The sequence below is a fragment of the Bacillus litorisediminis genome, from assembly GCF_022808645.1.
GTDB lineage: Bacteria > Bacillota > Bacilli > Bacillales > JC228 > Bacillus_BF > Bacillus_BF litorisediminis.
The window spans coordinates 38,935-55,990 of sequence record NZ_JAKZKT010000015.1 but is presented as its reverse complement, the minus strand read 5'-3'; the positions used below and the strand labels follow the sequence as shown (position 1 = coordinate 55,990).

At 39.2% G+C, this 17,056-nt stretch carries 18 protein-coding genes and 1 other annotated feature; all 18 genes read right to left on the bottom strand.

Annotated elements, in window-relative coordinates:
* Window positions 1-61: 61 nt before the first annotated feature.
* Window positions 62-2,818, bottom strand: coding sequence for an isoleucine--tRNA ligase (ileS, locus tag MLE14_RS09815; RefSeq protein ID WP_243298193.1), 2,757 nt, complete (start codon window positions 2,816-2,818; stop codon window positions 62-64).
* A gap of 116 nt (window positions 2,819-2,934) precedes the next feature.
* Window positions 2,935-3,155, bottom strand: a binding site (T-box leader).
* A gap of 61 nt (window positions 3,156-3,216) precedes the next feature.
* Window positions 3,217-3,717, bottom strand: coding sequence for a DivIVA domain-containing protein (locus tag MLE14_RS09810; RefSeq protein WP_243298192.1), 501 nt, complete (start codon window positions 3,715-3,717; stop codon window positions 3,217-3,219).
* Window positions 3,718-3,875: 158 nt separating this feature from the next.
* Window positions 3,876-4,658, bottom strand: coding sequence for a YlmH family RNA-binding protein (locus MLE14_RS09805; protein ID WP_243298191.1), 783 nt, complete (start codon window positions 4,656-4,658; stop codon window positions 3,876-3,878).
* A 67-nt stretch (window positions 4,659-4,725) separates the two neighbouring features.
* On the bottom strand, window positions 4,726-4,986 hold the full coding sequence (locus tag MLE14_RS09800; protein WP_243298190.1) for a YggT family protein: 261 nt from the start codon (window positions 4,984-4,986) through the stop codon (window positions 4,726-4,728).
* Complete coding sequence (locus tag MLE14_RS09795; protein WP_243298189.1) at window positions 4,987-5,436, bottom strand: cell division protein SepF; 450 nt, start codon at window positions 5,434-5,436, stop codon at window positions 4,987-4,989.
* The gene (locus MLE14_RS09790) at window positions 5,433-6,125 is read right to left on the bottom strand and encodes a YggS family pyridoxal phosphate-dependent enzyme (protein ID WP_243298188.1); all 693 of its coding nucleotides are present in this window, start codon (window positions 6,123-6,125) and stop codon (window positions 5,433-5,435) included. Before MLE14_RS09790 ends, MLE14_RS09795 begins: the two co-directional genes overlap by 4 nt.
* Window positions 6,126-6,132: 7 nt before the next feature.
* Window positions 6,133-6,951: a peptidoglycan editing factor PgeF gene (pgeF, locus tag MLE14_RS09785; protein WP_243298187.1), complete on the bottom strand. Its 819-nt coding sequence runs from the start codon at window positions 6,949-6,951 to the stop codon at window positions 6,133-6,135.
* 70 nt (window positions 6,952-7,021) lie between these two features.
* Window positions 7,022-7,288 (bottom strand): YlmC/YmxH family sporulation protein, encoded by a 267-nt coding sequence (locus MLE14_RS09780; protein ID WP_243298186.1) that lies wholly within the window; start codon window positions 7,286-7,288, stop codon window positions 7,022-7,024.
* A 253-nt stretch (window positions 7,289-7,541) separates the two neighbouring features.
* Window positions 7,542-8,321, bottom strand: coding sequence for an RNA polymerase sporulation sigma factor SigG (gene sigG / locus MLE14_RS09775; protein ID WP_097159505.1), 780 nt, complete (start codon window positions 8,319-8,321; stop codon window positions 7,542-7,544).
* Between the two features lie 164 nt (window positions 8,322-8,485).
* Window positions 8,486-9,202 carry an RNA polymerase sporulation sigma factor SigE gene (gene sigE / locus MLE14_RS09770; RefSeq protein ID WP_243298185.1) on the bottom strand — a complete coding sequence of 239 codons (717 nt, stop codon included), beginning with the start codon at window positions 9,200-9,202 and terminating at the stop codon, window positions 8,486-8,488.
* A gap of 137 nt (window positions 9,203-9,339) precedes the next feature.
* Window positions 9,340-10,251: a sigma-E processing peptidase SpoIIGA gene (spoIIGA, locus tag MLE14_RS09765; RefSeq protein ID WP_279326438.1), complete on the bottom strand. Its 912-nt coding sequence runs from the start codon at window positions 10,249-10,251 to the stop codon at window positions 9,340-9,342.
* 282 nt (window positions 10,252-10,533) lie between these two features.
* Entirely contained in the window at window positions 10,534-11,679 is a 1,146-nt protein-coding gene (gene ftsZ, locus MLE14_RS09760) for a cell division protein FtsZ (RefSeq protein ID WP_243298183.1), read from the bottom strand.
* A 40-nt stretch (window positions 11,680-11,719) separates the two neighbouring features.
* Window positions 11,720-13,003 carry a cell division protein FtsA gene (gene ftsA, locus MLE14_RS09755; RefSeq protein WP_243298182.1) on the bottom strand — a complete coding sequence of 428 codons (1,284 nt, stop codon included), beginning with the start codon at window positions 13,001-13,003 and terminating at the stop codon, window positions 11,720-11,722.
* 111 nt (window positions 13,004-13,114) lie between these two features.
* A complete protein-coding gene (locus MLE14_RS09750; protein ID WP_243298181.1) occupies window positions 13,115-13,477 on the bottom strand; it encodes a small basic family protein in 363 nt (120 codons plus the stop codon).
* Window positions 13,478-13,491: 14 nt separating this feature from the next.
* Complete coding sequence (locus MLE14_RS09745; protein ID WP_243298180.1) at window positions 13,492-14,202, bottom strand: DUF881 domain-containing protein; 711 nt, start codon at window positions 14,200-14,202, stop codon at window positions 13,492-13,494.
* Window positions 14,203-14,252: 50 nt separating this feature from the next.
* Window positions 14,253-14,960 (bottom strand): DUF881 domain-containing protein, encoded by a 708-nt coding sequence (locus MLE14_RS09740; protein ID WP_243298179.1) that lies wholly within the window; start codon window positions 14,958-14,960, stop codon window positions 14,253-14,255.
* A complete protein-coding gene (locus tag MLE14_RS09735) occupies window positions 14,932-15,768 on the bottom strand; it encodes a cell division protein FtsQ/DivIB (protein ID WP_243298178.1) in 837 nt (278 codons plus the stop codon). The genes MLE14_RS09740 and MLE14_RS09735 overlap by 29 nt, the downstream gene beginning before the upstream one ends.
* A gap of 226 nt (window positions 15,769-15,994) precedes the next feature.
* On the bottom strand, window positions 15,995-16,903 hold the full coding sequence (murB, locus tag MLE14_RS09730; protein ID WP_390628598.1) for a UDP-N-acetylmuramate dehydrogenase: 909 nt from the start codon (window positions 16,901-16,903) through the stop codon (window positions 15,995-15,997).
* Window positions 16,904-17,056 lie beyond the last annotated feature (153 nt).

The following is a 17,056-nucleotide window of genomic DNA, read 5'->3' as shown; positions in this document are numbered from 1 at the left end:
TTTGAATCCTTTGGAAAAAGTAAAAGGGCTCCCCCAAGGAAGGGAAGGAGCCGATTATGACTTAATAATAATCTCTAACAACAGTGGCACAACGATAACATAGAGTTGGATGTTCGTGGTCGCCTCCCACATCAGTGGTCACATTCCAGCACCGCTCACACGTTTCTCCTTCTGCTTTTTCTACAAGTACTGTTGCCACATCTAATTTTAACGCTTCATTTGCTGCTTCACTCTCGTCCTTTACTGTAACCTGAGAAACAATGAATAATTGTTTTAAATCTTCTTGAATCGAATCAAGCAGAGATTTCGTTTCATCCGTAACATACAGGGTCACGTGAGCCGCTAATGATTTACCGATTATTTTTGCATTCCTTGCTTCTTCTAAAGCTTTCAATACATCATCTCTTACTTCAAGGAACGCATTCCATTTTTGCTCGATGCCTTCACTGTTATCAATAGCCATTTCCTCAGGCATGTCAGTTAGCTGAACACTTACTTCCTCAACCCCTGGGATATATGACCAAACTTCATCAGTCGTATGAACAAGAATTGGCGCCATGAGCTTAGTTAAGGCTAAAAGGCTGTCGTAAATAACGGTTTGCATAGCACGGCGATCGAGACTGTCCGGCCCTTCTACATATAAAATATCTTTACCATAATCTAAATAGAAGGCACTTAAATCAAGAGTAAAGAAGTTATTAACCGCATGGTAAATCGTAGCATACTCGTAATTTTCGTAAGCGTTGCGTACGGTTTTAATCAGCTTATTGAGCTTAACAAGCATAAATCGATCTACGTCACGCAGGTTTTCAAGGGCAACACGGTCTTTGTCAGGGTTAAAATCAGCGAGATTCCCTAACATGAAACGGAAGGTATTGCGAATTTTTCGGTAAACCTCTGACACCTGTTTAAAGTTATCCATAAATACTTTGACATCTGATTTATAGTCAACGGATGCAACCCAAAGCCTTAAAATGTCTGCTCCGAACTGCTTGTTGATTTGGTCTGGGACAATGACATTTCCCAGTGACTTGGACATCTTTCTGCCCTTTTCATCAACCGTAAATCCATTCGATAGAACAGACTTATATGGTGCCCGGCCATTCACCGCTACACTTATAATTAAACTAGAGTTAAACCAGCCGCGGTATTGGTCAGAACCTTCTAAATAAATATCAGCCGGATACTCAGCATCTTCGCGAACTGCAAGCACCGCATAATGAGAAGAACCTGAATCAAACCACACGTCCATGATGTCAGTTTCTTTTGTAAACTTGCCATTTGGACTGGATGGATGGGTAAATCCTTCAGGCAGCAAATCTTTCGCATCTCTTTCAAACCAAATATTCGAGCCGTGCTCTTTAAATAGGTTCGAAACATGTTCAATCGTTTCATCTGTAATAATTGGATCCCCGTTTTCCGCATAAAATACCGGGATTGGCACTCCCCATACTCGCTGACGGGAAATACACCAATCTCCTCTGTCGCGGATCATGTTGTAAAGTCTTGTTTCTCCCCATTGAGTCGCCCAATTTACATTTTGGATCTCTTTTAATAATGTTTCACGGATTGGCTCAATAGACGCAAACCATTGCGGCGTTGCCCGGAAAATCGTTGGCTTTTTCGAGCGCCAGTCATGCGGGTAAGAGTGCGTAATAAATGTAAGCTTTAATAGCGCTCCCACTTCATTTAATTTTTCCGTAATGACTTTATTAGCATCATCATAAAATAATCCTTCAAATCCAGGAGCCTCACTAGTGAAATTTCCTTTATCATCAACTGGGCTAAGAACGTCCAAACCGTATTTTTGACCGATGTAGAAGTCATCTTCCCCGTGTCCAGGTGCGGTATGAACGCAGCCTGTACCGGATTCAGTCGTAACGTGTTCCCCAAGCATGACAAGGGAATCCCGATCATAGAATGGGTGTCTGCAAAGGATGTACTCCAAATCATTTCCTTTCACTTCTTTTACAACTTCAGGTGCTTCCCAGCCAACCTCTTTAGTTACACTTTCTAAAAGATCCTTAGCTACAACATATTTCTTGTGATTTTCTTCTACCACTACATAAGTAAGTTCAGGATGAACAGCGATTCCTAAATTTGCAGGAATTGTCCATGGTGTGGTCGTCCAAATCACAATCTCCGTATCTGTATCCAAGACGCCCTTTCCATCTTTTACTTTAAAGCCGACATAAATAGATGGTGATCTCTTATCCTGATACTCAATTTCCGCTTCAGCCAAAGCAGACTCATTGGATGGAGACCAAAATACAGGCTTTAATCCTTTATAGATGTAGCCTTTTTTCGCCATTTCGCCAAAAACCTTGACCTGTCTTGCTTCGTATTCTGGGTGCAAGGTTAAATAAGGATTTTCCCAGTTTCCGCGAACGCCAAGACGCTTAAACTGTTCACGCTGATTATTAATTTGACTTTTTGCATACTCTTCACATAGCTTTCTAAACTCGGCCACACTCATTTCTTTCCGATTCACTCCGTCATTGGTTAGCCGCTGTTCTATCGGCAGTCCGTGTGTATCCCAGCCCGGAATATACGGAGCATCGTATCCGCTCATAGATTTATAGCGTACAATAAAGTCCTTTAACACTTTGTTAAGGGCGTGGCCCATGTGAATATCTCCATTGGCATATGGAGGTCCATCATGCAGAACAAATCTTGGACGGCCTTTTGTCCGCTCCTGTACGAGTTTGTAAATATCAATTTCTTCCCATTTTTTTTGAATTTCCGGTTCTCTATTGGGAAGGTTTCCTCTCATTGGAAACTCTGTTTTTGGCATAAGTAACGTATCTTTGTACTCCATGTTCCCATTCATTCCTTTCAAATCACTCTGTTCATGTAATAAAATAAAACATTCTAGCTCAAAGTATGGTCAAGTTATCCTCCTGATAGACGAAAAAAAGCTTCTCCATCCCCATAAAAAGGGACGAGAAGCTTGCAATTCCCGCGGTACCACCCTAATTGACTAAAAAAGTCCGCTCATAGTAAGTCGTAACGTGACTGTACGCTAAGGTCTACTAATTATGTTCAACCTTAGAACTCAAGGGTGATCTTCCATACCATTTTCTATCAGGCTTCCACCATCCCTGACTCGCTATAAGATGTTTTCTGGCACGTACTGTCCCTATCATCGTTTTTACTTCGTATTATTTTAGTATTATATTAAATAATAAAGAAAAAGGTCAAGTAATTAAAGAATTTCTACTCTTTGATTGAAATTAAATCTGTCGCGTCTACGTCATATTCTAATAGTTCATCCCAGTCATCTGCATTAATTAAATCTAACTGGGCTTCAACCAGCATACGGAAACGATTTCGGAAAACCTTGGATTGTTTTTTCAATTCTTCTACGTCTAAAGCAATTTTTCTTGCTTTCGCCAAAGATTCATTTACAATTCGATCCGCATTTTTTTCTGCTTCTTTTACTATAAGCTTTGCCTCTTTTTGAGCATTTCTTTTTACTTCTTCTGCAGCTTCCTGTGCAATCACAATGGATTTATTAAGGGTTTCTTCAATATTAGTAAAATGGCCAAGCTTTTCTGATAAATCCTTATATTTTTGCTCTAATTCTTTTTTCTCGCGTAACAGAATTTCAAAATCTTTAATGACTTGATCCAGGAATTCGTTTACTTCATCTTCGTCGTACCCTCTAAAACCTTTTGTAAATTCCTTATTATGTATGTCCAACGGTGTTAATGGCATAATAGGCACCTCCACATCATTTATGTAGTCGGCCCGTATTTAGAGACAGTCCTGTTTCAAATCAGGCAATGAGTGTCTGTCCTCTAAAAAGGGCAAAGAATCGTTTTCTTCTATTATACATGGATTCGACAATTTGTGGTGATTTTCCTCTAATTTCGTTAACTTTTTTGAATGAAAAGTATGCATTTCCATTTATTCTTTTTCGTTTGTCCCTCAATGCTTTTCATCATTATTCTCCCAAAGCCCCGAATCGAAAATATATCACCCTGCTGACATTCAAAACTGGGGTGTTCGACGACTTTAAAATTAACTTTCACCTTTCCTTGCTGAATCCACTGCTGCACCTTTTCGCGTGAGTAAGGAACTGCCTGAGCCAATATCGTGTCAAGCCGTAAAGAGGAGGCTGTTACTTGTTTCTCAATGCCGTCCTCACGTTTTTGAATCGCCTGTTCAAATGCAATTGATTCAATTTGAATCTTTGTTCTTCCAATCTGGTCAAAATTAAATTGTAAATACTCACTGACTTCCCCGCATGCATAAAACTGGGCCGCTCCTTCCGTTTGATCCATTAGAATGTCTCCAAATTTTTCGCGTTTTAACCCTAGTCCCATCAGACTTCCCAATATCTCCCGATGCTCAAGGGTGACAAACTTTTTAGGGTAGCGGATATTCCACAGAACGATTTCATAGTCTTCGGATGTGGGGGTAAAATAGTCAGGATACAGAAGTGCTCTTTTCCGTTCTGTGTTATCTTTACCTCCAAAAAAAGAAACCAGAACGGTCCCTTTTGTTCCGATAATTGACTGCAAAATGGTTTGCTGTCTTGGATCTAAAAAATCGGTTCTTTTGTAAGAATAGGTATCCTCGACATATTTTTGCCAGGTTAATATCTGGTCGATAAATTCTTTCTCTTCTGGCCGAAAGTGCTGATAAATACTCATGAATTGACTCCTTTTTCAATCATCAAAAAAGGAACCATTTCTTATACAGAAGGCTCCCTTTTTAGGTTTATACAAATTGACTTAAATAATAAATTCCACGCTGTGCTAAATTAAGAGTAATAAAAGCCACAATTGGTGAAATATCAAGCATCGCAATTGGAGGTATGATTTTACGGAATGGTTCTAAATAGGGTTCACATATTTTGCCTAAAAACTCTCCAACAACTGAATCCCTGGCACCAGGAAACCATGAAAGTAAAACATAAATAATTAATGCGATGGAATAAATATTAATTGCGTAAGCTAAAATCCCAAGCAATGTATCCATCTAAAGCCACCTCACATCTTCAGATTCCTGGTAGTGACCAGGTTCACCTAACATTTCAGAAATACTGCCTGAAACTTCTACATTATCAGGCGTACATAGAAAAATCTTTGTTCCAATCCGCTGAATATCCCCGCCGATGGCATAAACGGTACCACTTAAAAAATCAACAATTCTGATTGCTTGTTCATGGGGGATCCGCTGAAGGTTCATGACAACTGCCCGTCTGTTTTTCAAGTGATCAGCAATCTCTTGTGCTTCCGCATACATTCTCGGTTCAACTAAAACGAGTTTAGAACTTTTATGGGCACTTGGAAGACTTACTATGTTAGAACCCGATTTAGTTTGATACCTGGTTTGCCTTGTCAGTCCTTCTTCTTCAGCAATTGCTTCATCATCACTTTCATCTTCTTCATAGAAGAAATATTGGCGCAGCTTATTCTTTATGCTCATTTTTCCACCTCACTATTCTCATTTCCGACTAATGCAGTTCCTATCCGAACGAAGGTGGCTCCTTCTTCAACGGCAATTTCATAATCGTTGGACATCCCCATTGAAAGCTCAGTACAAGGAGCATAGGATAAATTTAGTGATTGGATAGATTTTTGAATGTCTTTCAGCTTTCGGAAACAATTTCTAATTAATTTTGTATCTTCAGTCAATGGGGCCATTGTCATTAGACCAACGACCTTAATATTCGTTAGAGATTGAAGCTGATGAATGAATTCAATTGCTTCTTCCGGAGCAAGTCCATGTTTGCTTGCTTCACCAGAAGCATTTACTTGAACAAAGCATTTGATTTCTTTTTGGGCACGTTTATTGATCTCCTTGGCGAGGGAAAGTCTGTCTAATGAATGTATAAAATCCACATAATCAATAATTTGTTTTACTTTTCTCGATTGCAAAGTTCCGATAAAATGCCAGGTAGGCTTGTCCCCAAGGGCGTTCCACTTTTCAAGAAAACCGTCATCGCGATTTTCTCCTAAATGCATCACCCCAGCCTCAAGCGCTTCCTTCGCTCTATCTATGGAAACATATTTTGTGACTGCTATAATATGTACTTCGTTTGCGCTTCTTCCTGCTTTGTCGCACGCATGCTTGATTCTTGACTTAATGACTTCATATCTTTCTTTTACACTCATGCTCGTCTTAGTCCTCCCTCCAGCCAATAAAACTAAGCATACGTCCGGTTATGCCTCGATCTCTTCTATGCGAAAAAAACCAATCTGAATCACATGAAGAGCAATAGTTAGTAACGGCTATGTTGGATTCCTGGATCCCTGCTTTTTTTAATAGCTGAAGATTTAGTTGCTTTAAATCCAGTTGATATTGGCCTGTCTCTACCTCATTATATGGCTTTTCATCGTTTTCTTCCAGTAAATCTCTGACAGCATCCACCACTCGATCATCAACAATATAACAGGTTTTACAAATAGAAGGGCCGATTGCTGCCTTCAAATTAGAAAGAGAGACACCTTTTTCCTGAAGCATCTTGACCATTTTTCCTGCGATATTCCTTGTCGTGCCTTTCCAGCCCGCATGTGCAACACCAATCCATTTTGAGACTGGGTCAAAAAAATAAACCGGAACACAGTCGGCATAACACAATGTTAAAAGGACTCCTTTTTCATTTGTGAGAAGTCCATCCGTTTCCCTGATACAGTCATCCAGTGAAAATGCACCTCTGCCGCGTGTCTCCCTTGATACTGTTTGAATCTTTGTATCATGAACCTGCTCGGTACTAACCCAATAATCAACAGGAAAGTTTAGTAATTCACTCAATTTCTTACGATTAGATTGTACATCATCTAAAGTGTCTCCGACGTGGAATGCGAGATTCAAAGATGCTTTTGGAAATGGGCTGACTCCATTTTTCCGGGTTGTAAAGCCTGCAACTAACGAAGAATCAATGTGGCTCCAAGGCCTGATTATAAAATATTCTTCTGTTTGTAACTGAAAGGGTTCCATTTTACTCTCGCCCTTCTGATCTGTTTTCATAAGCCTTATTTTACCACACTCTTCTCACGCCGTCATGACACTACTGTTCATCGTCCTCATACGATGCGGAATTTCCTTTATGTCTGACTAAAATCACATCCTCACCGATTTTGACAATGTTCTTCCATGGCACGACGATGTCTTCATCCCTGCCGAAAAAACCGAGCACTCTCGTCGAACTCGCCACTACAATCGCTTCGATTTTACCCGTTTGCACATTAATCTCAATATCGGTAATATTGCCAAGCTTTTTTCCATCTGCCACCGTCACAACATCTTTCACCTGAAACTCTGATATTCGAACCATTCACTTCTCCCCCGTCTCCTTTTATCTCTAAAGTATATGAAGACAGATGCTGATTTCATGAGTAGAACGGGAAATCATTTGAGCGTTCAACCTACTCATTTTTAGTAAGGCTGTTTTTCATACTTTGTTGTTTTTTTTGGAAACAAACATGTTCGTTCCATTTCTCTGTAGTTTAAAACATATATTCAGGCAGCAGCAATCTAAGCGAAAACAGTCTTTAATAAAAATTAAAAACTGCCGGCTTGCGGCAGTTTTAGGATTGGATGTTTTTATTCATTTGTTTAATCGCAGCCTTTTCTAAACGGGATACTTGAGCCTGGGAGATACCTATTTCCTCGGCAACCTCCATTTGTGTTTTCCCTTGGAAAAATCGTTTTTTCAAAATTAGTTTTTCTCTGTCGTTTAATCTTCTCATGCCTTCTTTTAAGGCTAACTCTTCAATCCAATTGGAATCTTTGTTTCGCTCATCACTTAACTGATCCACTACATAAATTGGGTCTCCGCCGTCATTGTAAATCGGCTCAAATAAGGAAACGGGATCTTGTATAGCATCCAAAGCAAATACAATCTCTTCTTGGGAAACATCTAATTCTTTTGCAATTTCTTCCGGAGTCGGTTCCCTTGAGGTTTCACTGATTAATCGTTCACGAACCTGGAGAGCTTTATAGGCGATGTCTCGCAATGACCTTGACACACGAATTGGATTATTATCACGTAAATAGCGTCTGATTTCTCCAATAATCATTGGAACGGCATACGTAGAAAACTTCACATTCTGGCCAAGATCGAAATTATCAATGGATTTCATTAGTCCAATACAGCCAACTTGAAACAAGTCGTCTACAAATTCGCCTCTGTTGTTAAATCTTTGAATCACACTTAAAACAAGCCGTAAGTTTCCGTTAACTAGCTTTTCTCGTGCTGACAAGTCGCCTTCATGCATTTGCTTAAACAACTTGCGCATCTCCTCATTTTTTAAAACGGGAAGTTTAGAAGTATCTACACCACAAATTTCAACTTTGTTTCGAGTCAACCCTTTTCCCTCCTAACAGGAGCTGCTGTTCAAAAATAAGTATCTCCTGCGGAAGGAAAAATATGCACAAGCTTCATGGGAACAAGTGTTCTAAAAACCCTCAATACTATGATACGCTTGAAATTATTATGCTAGAAAAATTTTTTTAAAAAATTTTAATGGACTTAAACCATCTTGTTAAATTCTTTTTGTAATCTTTTGATGATCCTTTTCTCTAATCTTGAAATATAGGATTGGGAGATTCCCAGCATATCAGCAACATCTTTTTGAGTTTTTTCTTCTCCTCCCACAAGGCCAAAACGAAGCTCCATGATTTGTTTTTCTCTTGCTGAAAGCTGATGTAAAGCTTTTAGTAAGAGCTTTCGGTCAACGCTGGCCTCTAAATCCTTCGTGATAATATCTTCTTCTGTACCAAGGACATCCGATAACAGCAACTCATTGCCATCCCAATCGATATTAAGCGGTTCGTCAAATGATACCTCTGATCGGATTTTGTTATTTCTTCTCAAGTACATTAAAATTTCATTTTCAATACATCTCGATGCATAAGTAGCCAACTTTATTTTTTTCTCGGGATTAAAGGTATTAACCGCTTTAATCAAGCCGATTGTTCCGATACTTATTAAATCTTCAATGTTGATGCCCGTGTTTTCAAATTTACGTGCTATATATACAACAAGACGGAGATTTCGCTCAATTAAAAGCGATCTTGCCGCTTTATCCCCTTTTGGCAGTTTTTCGAGCAGCATTTCTTCTTCTTCTTTCGTAAGTGGAGGGGGAAGAGCCTCACTGCCGCCTATGTAATATATTTCATCCGTTTTGATGCCTAATTTAATCAGTAATTTGTACCAGTAATATTGAAGTCGTAGAAAAAGTTTCAATCCTGCTCCTCCTTTTTATAATTAGACTAATCAATCTTAAGATTAAAATAGTTCATATAGCCCTTGTCTTAGCGAATTATTAACACAAAAAAGTATAAAATTTAAAGATCCACAGTATAGTAGAAGTAAGCTCTCATCTATGATGCAGGGATAACGGGTAGCTTTGTCATCATTTTAGGATGAATAATACAATCAAACATACCTTCAGACGACAGGGAATGGCTGGAGAATGCGATTAGTCCTTTTGGTTCAATTTGGCCAGCTTTTGTTTCAATTACGATCTGATCTGGTTTAAAAGCGACTAATAACTCACCAGATTGCCCCACAGTCCGAGCTGGTATCATCCGCAGCCGATAATCCCACCCTTGCGGAAGTAAAATGCTGCCATTCAAGTATTCATCCGGATTTTGCGAAGTTTTAAGAATTTCTGATGGAAGTTCATCTTTTAGCTGATTGGTGGAAACAATCATAACCGGAAGCTTGGTAATCGGATCGTATAATTGGTTTCCGCTATCAACGAGACCGGTGAAATTCCATTTCATACCCATCATTTCAACATATACCTTCACCGTTTCATTGAACCGAATTTTGCTCATCTCCCATTTTTCTGATTGTTTCGTAGAGATAAACCATATTACTGGAAAACCGATTATGACAAAAACCCAGCTAATCGGATCTCCAAATCCTTTTACACTCGCGATTAGTAACGATTTTGAAAATGGGGATTCATATTGAAAGAAATAATGAAGCCCAATCAGTCCTCCGCCTAAAATAAAAGTAGTGATGTAAAAAGTAATGGTAGCCTGCCAAAAAAACTTGAAACGGCGATAACCAAAAGCCATCCATACAATGAAGAAAGATAGCACTAATTTAATGAATGGATGCAATAGAAAACCGAAAAATGGAAAGACATATCCAAAAACGGAGAAAGAGGCTATTCCCCCTGCAGCTATAAGTCTCCACCACGAAATTTTTGTTTTTAATAATAATGCTGTAAATTGGAGGAGAAGTACATCAAAAAGGAAGTTCAACAGCCATATAACATCCATGTAAAATGTCAGGTAGATCCCCCCTCCGCGTATTAGCTTGGCTAATCTGCTTTTATAAAGTATAACGTAGGCATTCTATGGAAGTGTGTCAGTTTCTGTCAGCGAAAGGCCAGAAATTTTTAGAGATTTTTGCGGATTTTGTCTGTAAAATGATGGTTGTTTTTTATAGGATAACTTACCACGCGATTATTCAAGCAACCTCAAAATTCTTTCAAAAAAAAGCTGTCTTTGAAAGGGCTAAACCCTTTCAAAGACAGCCTATTTTTTACTTAAAACCATCCATTATCGTCTTCTATTCCGATTTCTTAAGAATGTTGGAATATCGAGTGCTTCTTCAACTTGCTGGGATGAAGTTGCAGAACGCGGAGGTTCAGGAGTGTACTCCTCTTTGCGCTGCTGTTCACGTCTCGGCTGTACATTTGAACTTGGCTTCATTTGTCCAAATGCCGGACGGCTTGGTTTCGGATGAGAAACTTCCTCATTAAAGCCAGTTGCTATAACCGTTACAACGATTTCATCCTTAAGATTTTCATTGATTACAGATCCAAAGATCATATTGACGTCCTGATCAGATGCAGAAGCGACAATATCTGCTGCTTCTTGGACTTCATACAGACTGAGGTTTGAGCCGCCGGTAATGTTCATAAGAACACCTTGCGCTCCGTCAATCGAAGTTTCAAGTAACGGACTGGAGATTGCCTTTTTCGCAGCTTCTGCCGCTCTATTTTCACCAGTAGCCACCCCAATTCCCATTAACGCAGAGCCTTTGTTAGACATAATTGTTTTTACATCAGCAAAGTCAAGGTTAATGAGTCCAGGCACAGCGATTAAATCTGAAATCCCCTGTACCCCTTGGCGCAGTACATTATCTGCTTCACGGAACGCCTCAAGCATTGGCGTGCTTTTATCAACAATTTCAAGTAAACGGTCATTTGGAATAACAATTAAGGTATCCACTGCTTCCTTCATTGCTGAGATACCGCCTGCGGCTTGAGTCGATCTCTTTCTGCCTTCAAAAGTAAATGGTCTTGTGACTACACCAACTGTTAAAGCTCCGAGATCTCTTGCAATTTGGGCAATGACAGGTGCTGCACCAGTTCCTGTTCCGCCGCCCATACCTGCCGTAACGAATACCATGTCAGCACCCTTTAGTACTTCCTCAAGCTGCTCTTTGCTTTCTTCAGCGGCTTTTTTTCCGACCTCAGGATTTGCTCCAGCTCCAAGCCCTCTTGTCAGCTTTCCGCCTATTTGCATTTTGACTTCTGCTTTTGAAAGATTTAGTGCTTGGGCATCTGTGTTGACTGCAATAAATTCAACTCCTTGAACCCCATGCTCGATCATTCGGTTAACTGCATTGTTTCCGCCACCACCGACACCGATTACTTTTATCGTAGCCAGTTGGTCTAAATCAGTTTCATATTCAAACATGACAAATCCTCCTAAATTTCACTTATTTCCATGAAGAGTTTTATTCGAAGAAATAACCAAGGAACTTCTTCATCTTTGATGACATTTTATCCTGGGATTCATTCGGTGCTTTTGATTTTCCTTGAGGTTTAGAAGGCTGTCGTTTTTCAACCACTTCAACTGGAACTGGCCCTGTACCGACATTTCTTCCTAGTAATCTAGCACTCTTATAGGCATACTTTATTAAACCAACTGCTGTTGTATATTGTGGTTCTCTTACACCGATGTAATCAGGAATGGCAACTCTTACTCGATTTTGAAAAACTACTTGAGCAAGCTCTAGTACTCCTGGTAAGTTCGCAACCCCGCCAGATAAAACGTATCCTCCAGGCACATCCCGAACGCCCATTCGTCTTAAATCATGCTGGATCAGATCAAATATTTCTTCTAGTCTCGCTTCAATAATATCAGCAATTTCCAGCTGATTAAACTGCTGATGCTGGTCACTGCCGATAATAGGGACAGTAAATACTTCATCTTCTGATGCGTCATCGTAAAAAGCATGTCCATACTTAATTTTAATTTCTTCTGCAGTTTCAGTCGTTGTTTTAAGACCTATAGAAAGGTCCTTTGTAATATGGTCTCCTCCAACTGGAAGGACAGAAGTGGCTGCAAGACTGCCATTCTCAAAATAGGCAATCGAAGTAGAACCGCCACCAATATCTACTAATACAACACCCATGTTCTTCTCATCTTTTGAAAGAGCAAGTGCGCCTGCAGCTAATGGCTGAAGGACGATATCAACGATATTTAACCCCGCTTTTTCCACACATCGCAATAAATTATGTAATAACGTTTTTGAACCGGTAATGATGGTGCCTTCCATTTCTAGACGAACACCAATCATGCCACGCGGATCGTTAATTTCATCAAGTCCGTCAACAATAAACTGATTCGGAATTATGTTGATAATTTCTCTCTCAGGCGGAATCGAAACGACCTGAGCTGCATCCATTACTCTTGAAATATCCTCATTTGTAATTTCACGATTTTCACTTGATACTGCAACTACGCCATGTGATTTTTGCAGCATCACATGATTTCCAGAAATACCTACTATGACATCACGAATGGTCATTCCAATCATTCTTTCAGCCTGTTCGATAGCTTTTTTAATTGAATGAACGGTTTCATCTATATCTACAATCGATCCTTTACGTAGACCTTCAGATTTTACATGACCAACTCCGATAATATTTAAAGAGTCATTCACCATCTCGCCAATAATGACTTTTACGGTGGATGTACCGATGTCTAAGCTTACATAATATTCATTGCTGTTCATTCTAATGGCACCTCCTTAACTCCTAATCTATGTTAGAACAACAATTGATTAATGAATTACCTATTATTCTTAAAATATTCGTCAAATAATGGAATTTCCCTCTACAACTATTTAATTTTTTTCATTTTTTTCACGTCTGCTTGCCCAGTTATTAATGAGTATACGTCTAATGACTGCTATATTTTGGAATAGTCGGACACCAAACGCAAATATAGCTGCTAAATACAAGTCTACACCAAGATGGACACCTAGAAAAGCTAAACTTGCAGCAAGTAATATATTGAAAAAAAATCCAGACACAAACACCTTTTCATCGTATACATTCTGCAGATGTGCACGGATTCCCCCGAATAAAGTATCAAGAGCCGCCAGCACTGCAATTGACAGGTAATTGGCATATTCTTCCGGTATTTTTATGTCTGTTAAAAAACCAAGTACAACCCCGACAATCAGAGCAAATAGGGGAAGCCACATACGATTTGTCCTCCTTATTCCTCAACAGGCTTCATGTTTCCTATCTCAATTGAATCCAGATAGGCTGGTAGCTCTACTTTATCCATCACATTTGAAACTGAAAATTTAAGATCTTCTACAAAAAACTCATCCTCCAAGCTGGAGGCTTGAATCCGGTTATATACTTTTTCAGCTAGCTCTTCGTTTTCAGCAACGACTTTAATCTCTATCGGGAAACGGTTAAGCGGCAATCCGTCCACATGGGTTTCATTATTAATATCTCGAATTACAGACGAATTAATCAGTCTTTGCCCTTGGATCGAAATATGCTTTGCTCCGTACATATACAGGTCGTTGACAAGTTTACTTAACATTTCTGGAGACAAAACGACAGCATCCTGGCCAAGTTCAATCCCCTGGAAATAAGGAGAGATGGATATAATCAATCCAGGTCCGGAATATTTAGTTAAGCCTGCCTCTACTTTAAATTCTTCTAATGTCGAGTTTAACACTTCTAATTCTTCCTGTGCTTGAGTTTCTTGATACTGGGCTAATTTCTCCTCAATTTCCCTAATCTCGCGGATCAATTCAGATTGCAGTTCTTTCTCCTGAATAATAAGCTCCCGGACTTCCCAAATATCCCTTGTATCCCTTTGGTCAGGCTCCTGAACACTCCTAAATTGAATGGCAATCATAAAACCGATTAATAGGGTAACAAGCGAAAATATGACTATACTTTTCTTCAAAATAATCATCCTTCATTTTAACTGAACGAATGTAGCAATATTAATACCGATTAGCTGCCAAGAATTGGATCCATGACTATACGATCAGCTTTTTCGAGAGTAACCACGATGTTTTCCGATGCGAGCACATCGATGACGCCTCCATTTAAATTTAAAGCGGAAAATAGAGTATCAGCATCACCAATTGCCGTAATTTTAAATGGAGCGTTAAATTGCTTACCGTCTACAGTGATCACCGGTCCATCACAGACAATATAAGAATTAGCCTTAAGTCTTTGCCCATTAATAGCAACAGCCTGAGCACCCGAGATATATAGTTCACTAATTACCCTGAAAACTTGTTGTTCGTGAACAATATAATCACTGATGTTATCGGTACTGGGATTATAGCTGGCATCTTCGAGAGTGACTTGGACACCAGGACCTTCGACTTTGATTTTCCCTAGAAACATCCGGTATTTTTGAATATCCTCTGCCAGATTCGAGTATACGATCGCTTTGTTGGACAATTCTTCTTCTATTTTTACGACCTGCATTTGTTTTTCATCCAATTCTTGCTGCAGCTTCCGATTGACTTCTTCAAGTTCAACTAACTCATTTCTTAAGTCAAGTTCCCGTTCCCATTGACTGGATGAGATGGGTACAGTCTCACGCTGATTTTGTGTTTGGTCATATGAAAAAGCCAGTATGTAGCCTAACACTAACGTAACCAGAGAAATAATGACATGCCTACCCTTCACTTTCATCTTCTTCATCATTCCCCTCTTGACTTGCTTCATTTTCATTTAAGATTAACTCTTGGTCCTCTCCTTCTGTTTCATCTGTCTCATAAGGTCTGAAATAAGCACCTACTGTCAAATCGACATAGCCTTTAATGGAGGGGTCTAATTGGCTGACAATAGAGGGATAATGAACCATTTTTTTTGAAAAAGTACGAATTGTCGCTTTTACTTCAAACCCATCATTCATATAGACTGTAAGGGAATAGGAATCCGTGTCAGTTGGTGTTAAATAAATTTCAGAGATAGACCGGACTACTTCCTGGGGAAGTTTAATTAATTCCCGTACCATCATTTCTAAGGCTTGTCCTCCGTCAAATTCAAATAGGATGGGAGCGTGCACCGGTATCGACTCTTCTTTTTTATTAAGCATTTCGCCATTTTCTAATATAGGGAAAAACTCAAGATCATTTTTATAATATGCCACCCTTCTCCATTCAGAGATATCAATTGTAATATTGTTTGGCCATTTTATCGTTACAGACACATTTTCAATCTGATCGATTTCTTTTATTTTTTTCTCAATTTCTGTTTCATCAATAGTCCAAATATTAACCTTGCTGGACAATCCAGACTGGGCAATAATTTCCTTCTCGGTTACAAGGTCATTTCCGTTCACTTCAATCGTTTGAACATGGCTCAATGGAGATTGAAAGTAAATAATACATCCGATAAGCAAGAAAAACATCGTGATAATAAAAATCATTTTTCTATTTGCTTTTCTTCTTCTTTCTTTCTTAATCTTCGGGATTCGATCTTCAATAGAAACAACCTTGGACTTATCCACAGGTACCACCTCATAGGTATAAATCAATCAATACAGCTGTAATGAGCAAAAATCCACGAGAGTGGAAAAACGAGCAAAACCGAAACCGAGGAGGTTCGGGATTATTGTAATAGATCCTTTAATAAAAACAAGAAAGCAACGGCACGAAACGTGTGCCGTTACACTTGTCATTTTTCGATATGAAAAAATTATATCATAGGGAGTAGTGATTGAAACCAATTATCCCCTAATTTTTACCGATTATTTCAACCTCAGTTTCCATGCTGATTTTAAATTTATCATAGATCGTATCCTTTACGTGCTGAATCAGGGCTAACACATCTTCTGCGGTTGCATTTCCCGTATTCACAATAAAATTGCCATGAAGTTCCGAAATTTGCGCACCACCCATTTTGTGGCCTTTTAAACCGGCTTCCTCAACAAGTTTGCCTGCATAATTCGGTAATGGATTCCTGAATATACTTCCAGCACAAGGAGAATTCCAAGGCTGCGTATCTCTTCTGTAATCCTTGAATTTTTTCATTTCTTCGAGTGCCTGTTCTTTACTTCCTTCTTTCAATTGAAATACAGCTTCTAGTACAATACCCGGACGTTTTGTTTGCAAAACGGAAGTTCTGTAGGAAAATTCCATTTCCTTATTAGAAAGCCATTCAATTGTGCCATCCTCAAATAAGATTCTTGCTTTTACTAGAATCTGTGAAATATCCGATCCATGAGCACCAGCATTCATGTAAACAGCACCGCCAACCGAACCTGGGATTCCCCCAGCGAATTGGATCCCATGCAAACCTTTCCGGCTTAATTGTGTAGCAAGTGAGACTAATGAGAAGCCTCCTCCAACTTGAATCGTATGTTCATCTAGCCACTCGAGCTGATCGACACCCTTCCCAAGCTTGATAACCACACCCTCGATTCCGCCATCTCTTACTAAAAGGTTTGAGCCTCTGCCAATCGCTCTCCATGGCGATTTATGTTTCTGTATAACTTCCATTATTTTATCTAATGATTCAATATTGGAAGGCTCAATAAAAATTTCAGCTGGCCCGCCAATTTTAATCGTTGTATGCTTAGACATGGGTTCATCTATTTTTACATTTCCAGCCTGGAGTGCTATTAACTCATCTAGTAGTTTCATCAACTTTCACCTCATAATAAGCTTGTATCATATATACATCGATCATCTGATTTCCATTGTTATCCGTTTTCTCACTATAGAACATTCGCCTATATTATCATACGGCATTAGCCCTATACTGTGAAAGGTTTGCTCGTGTTTATTTTACACCGG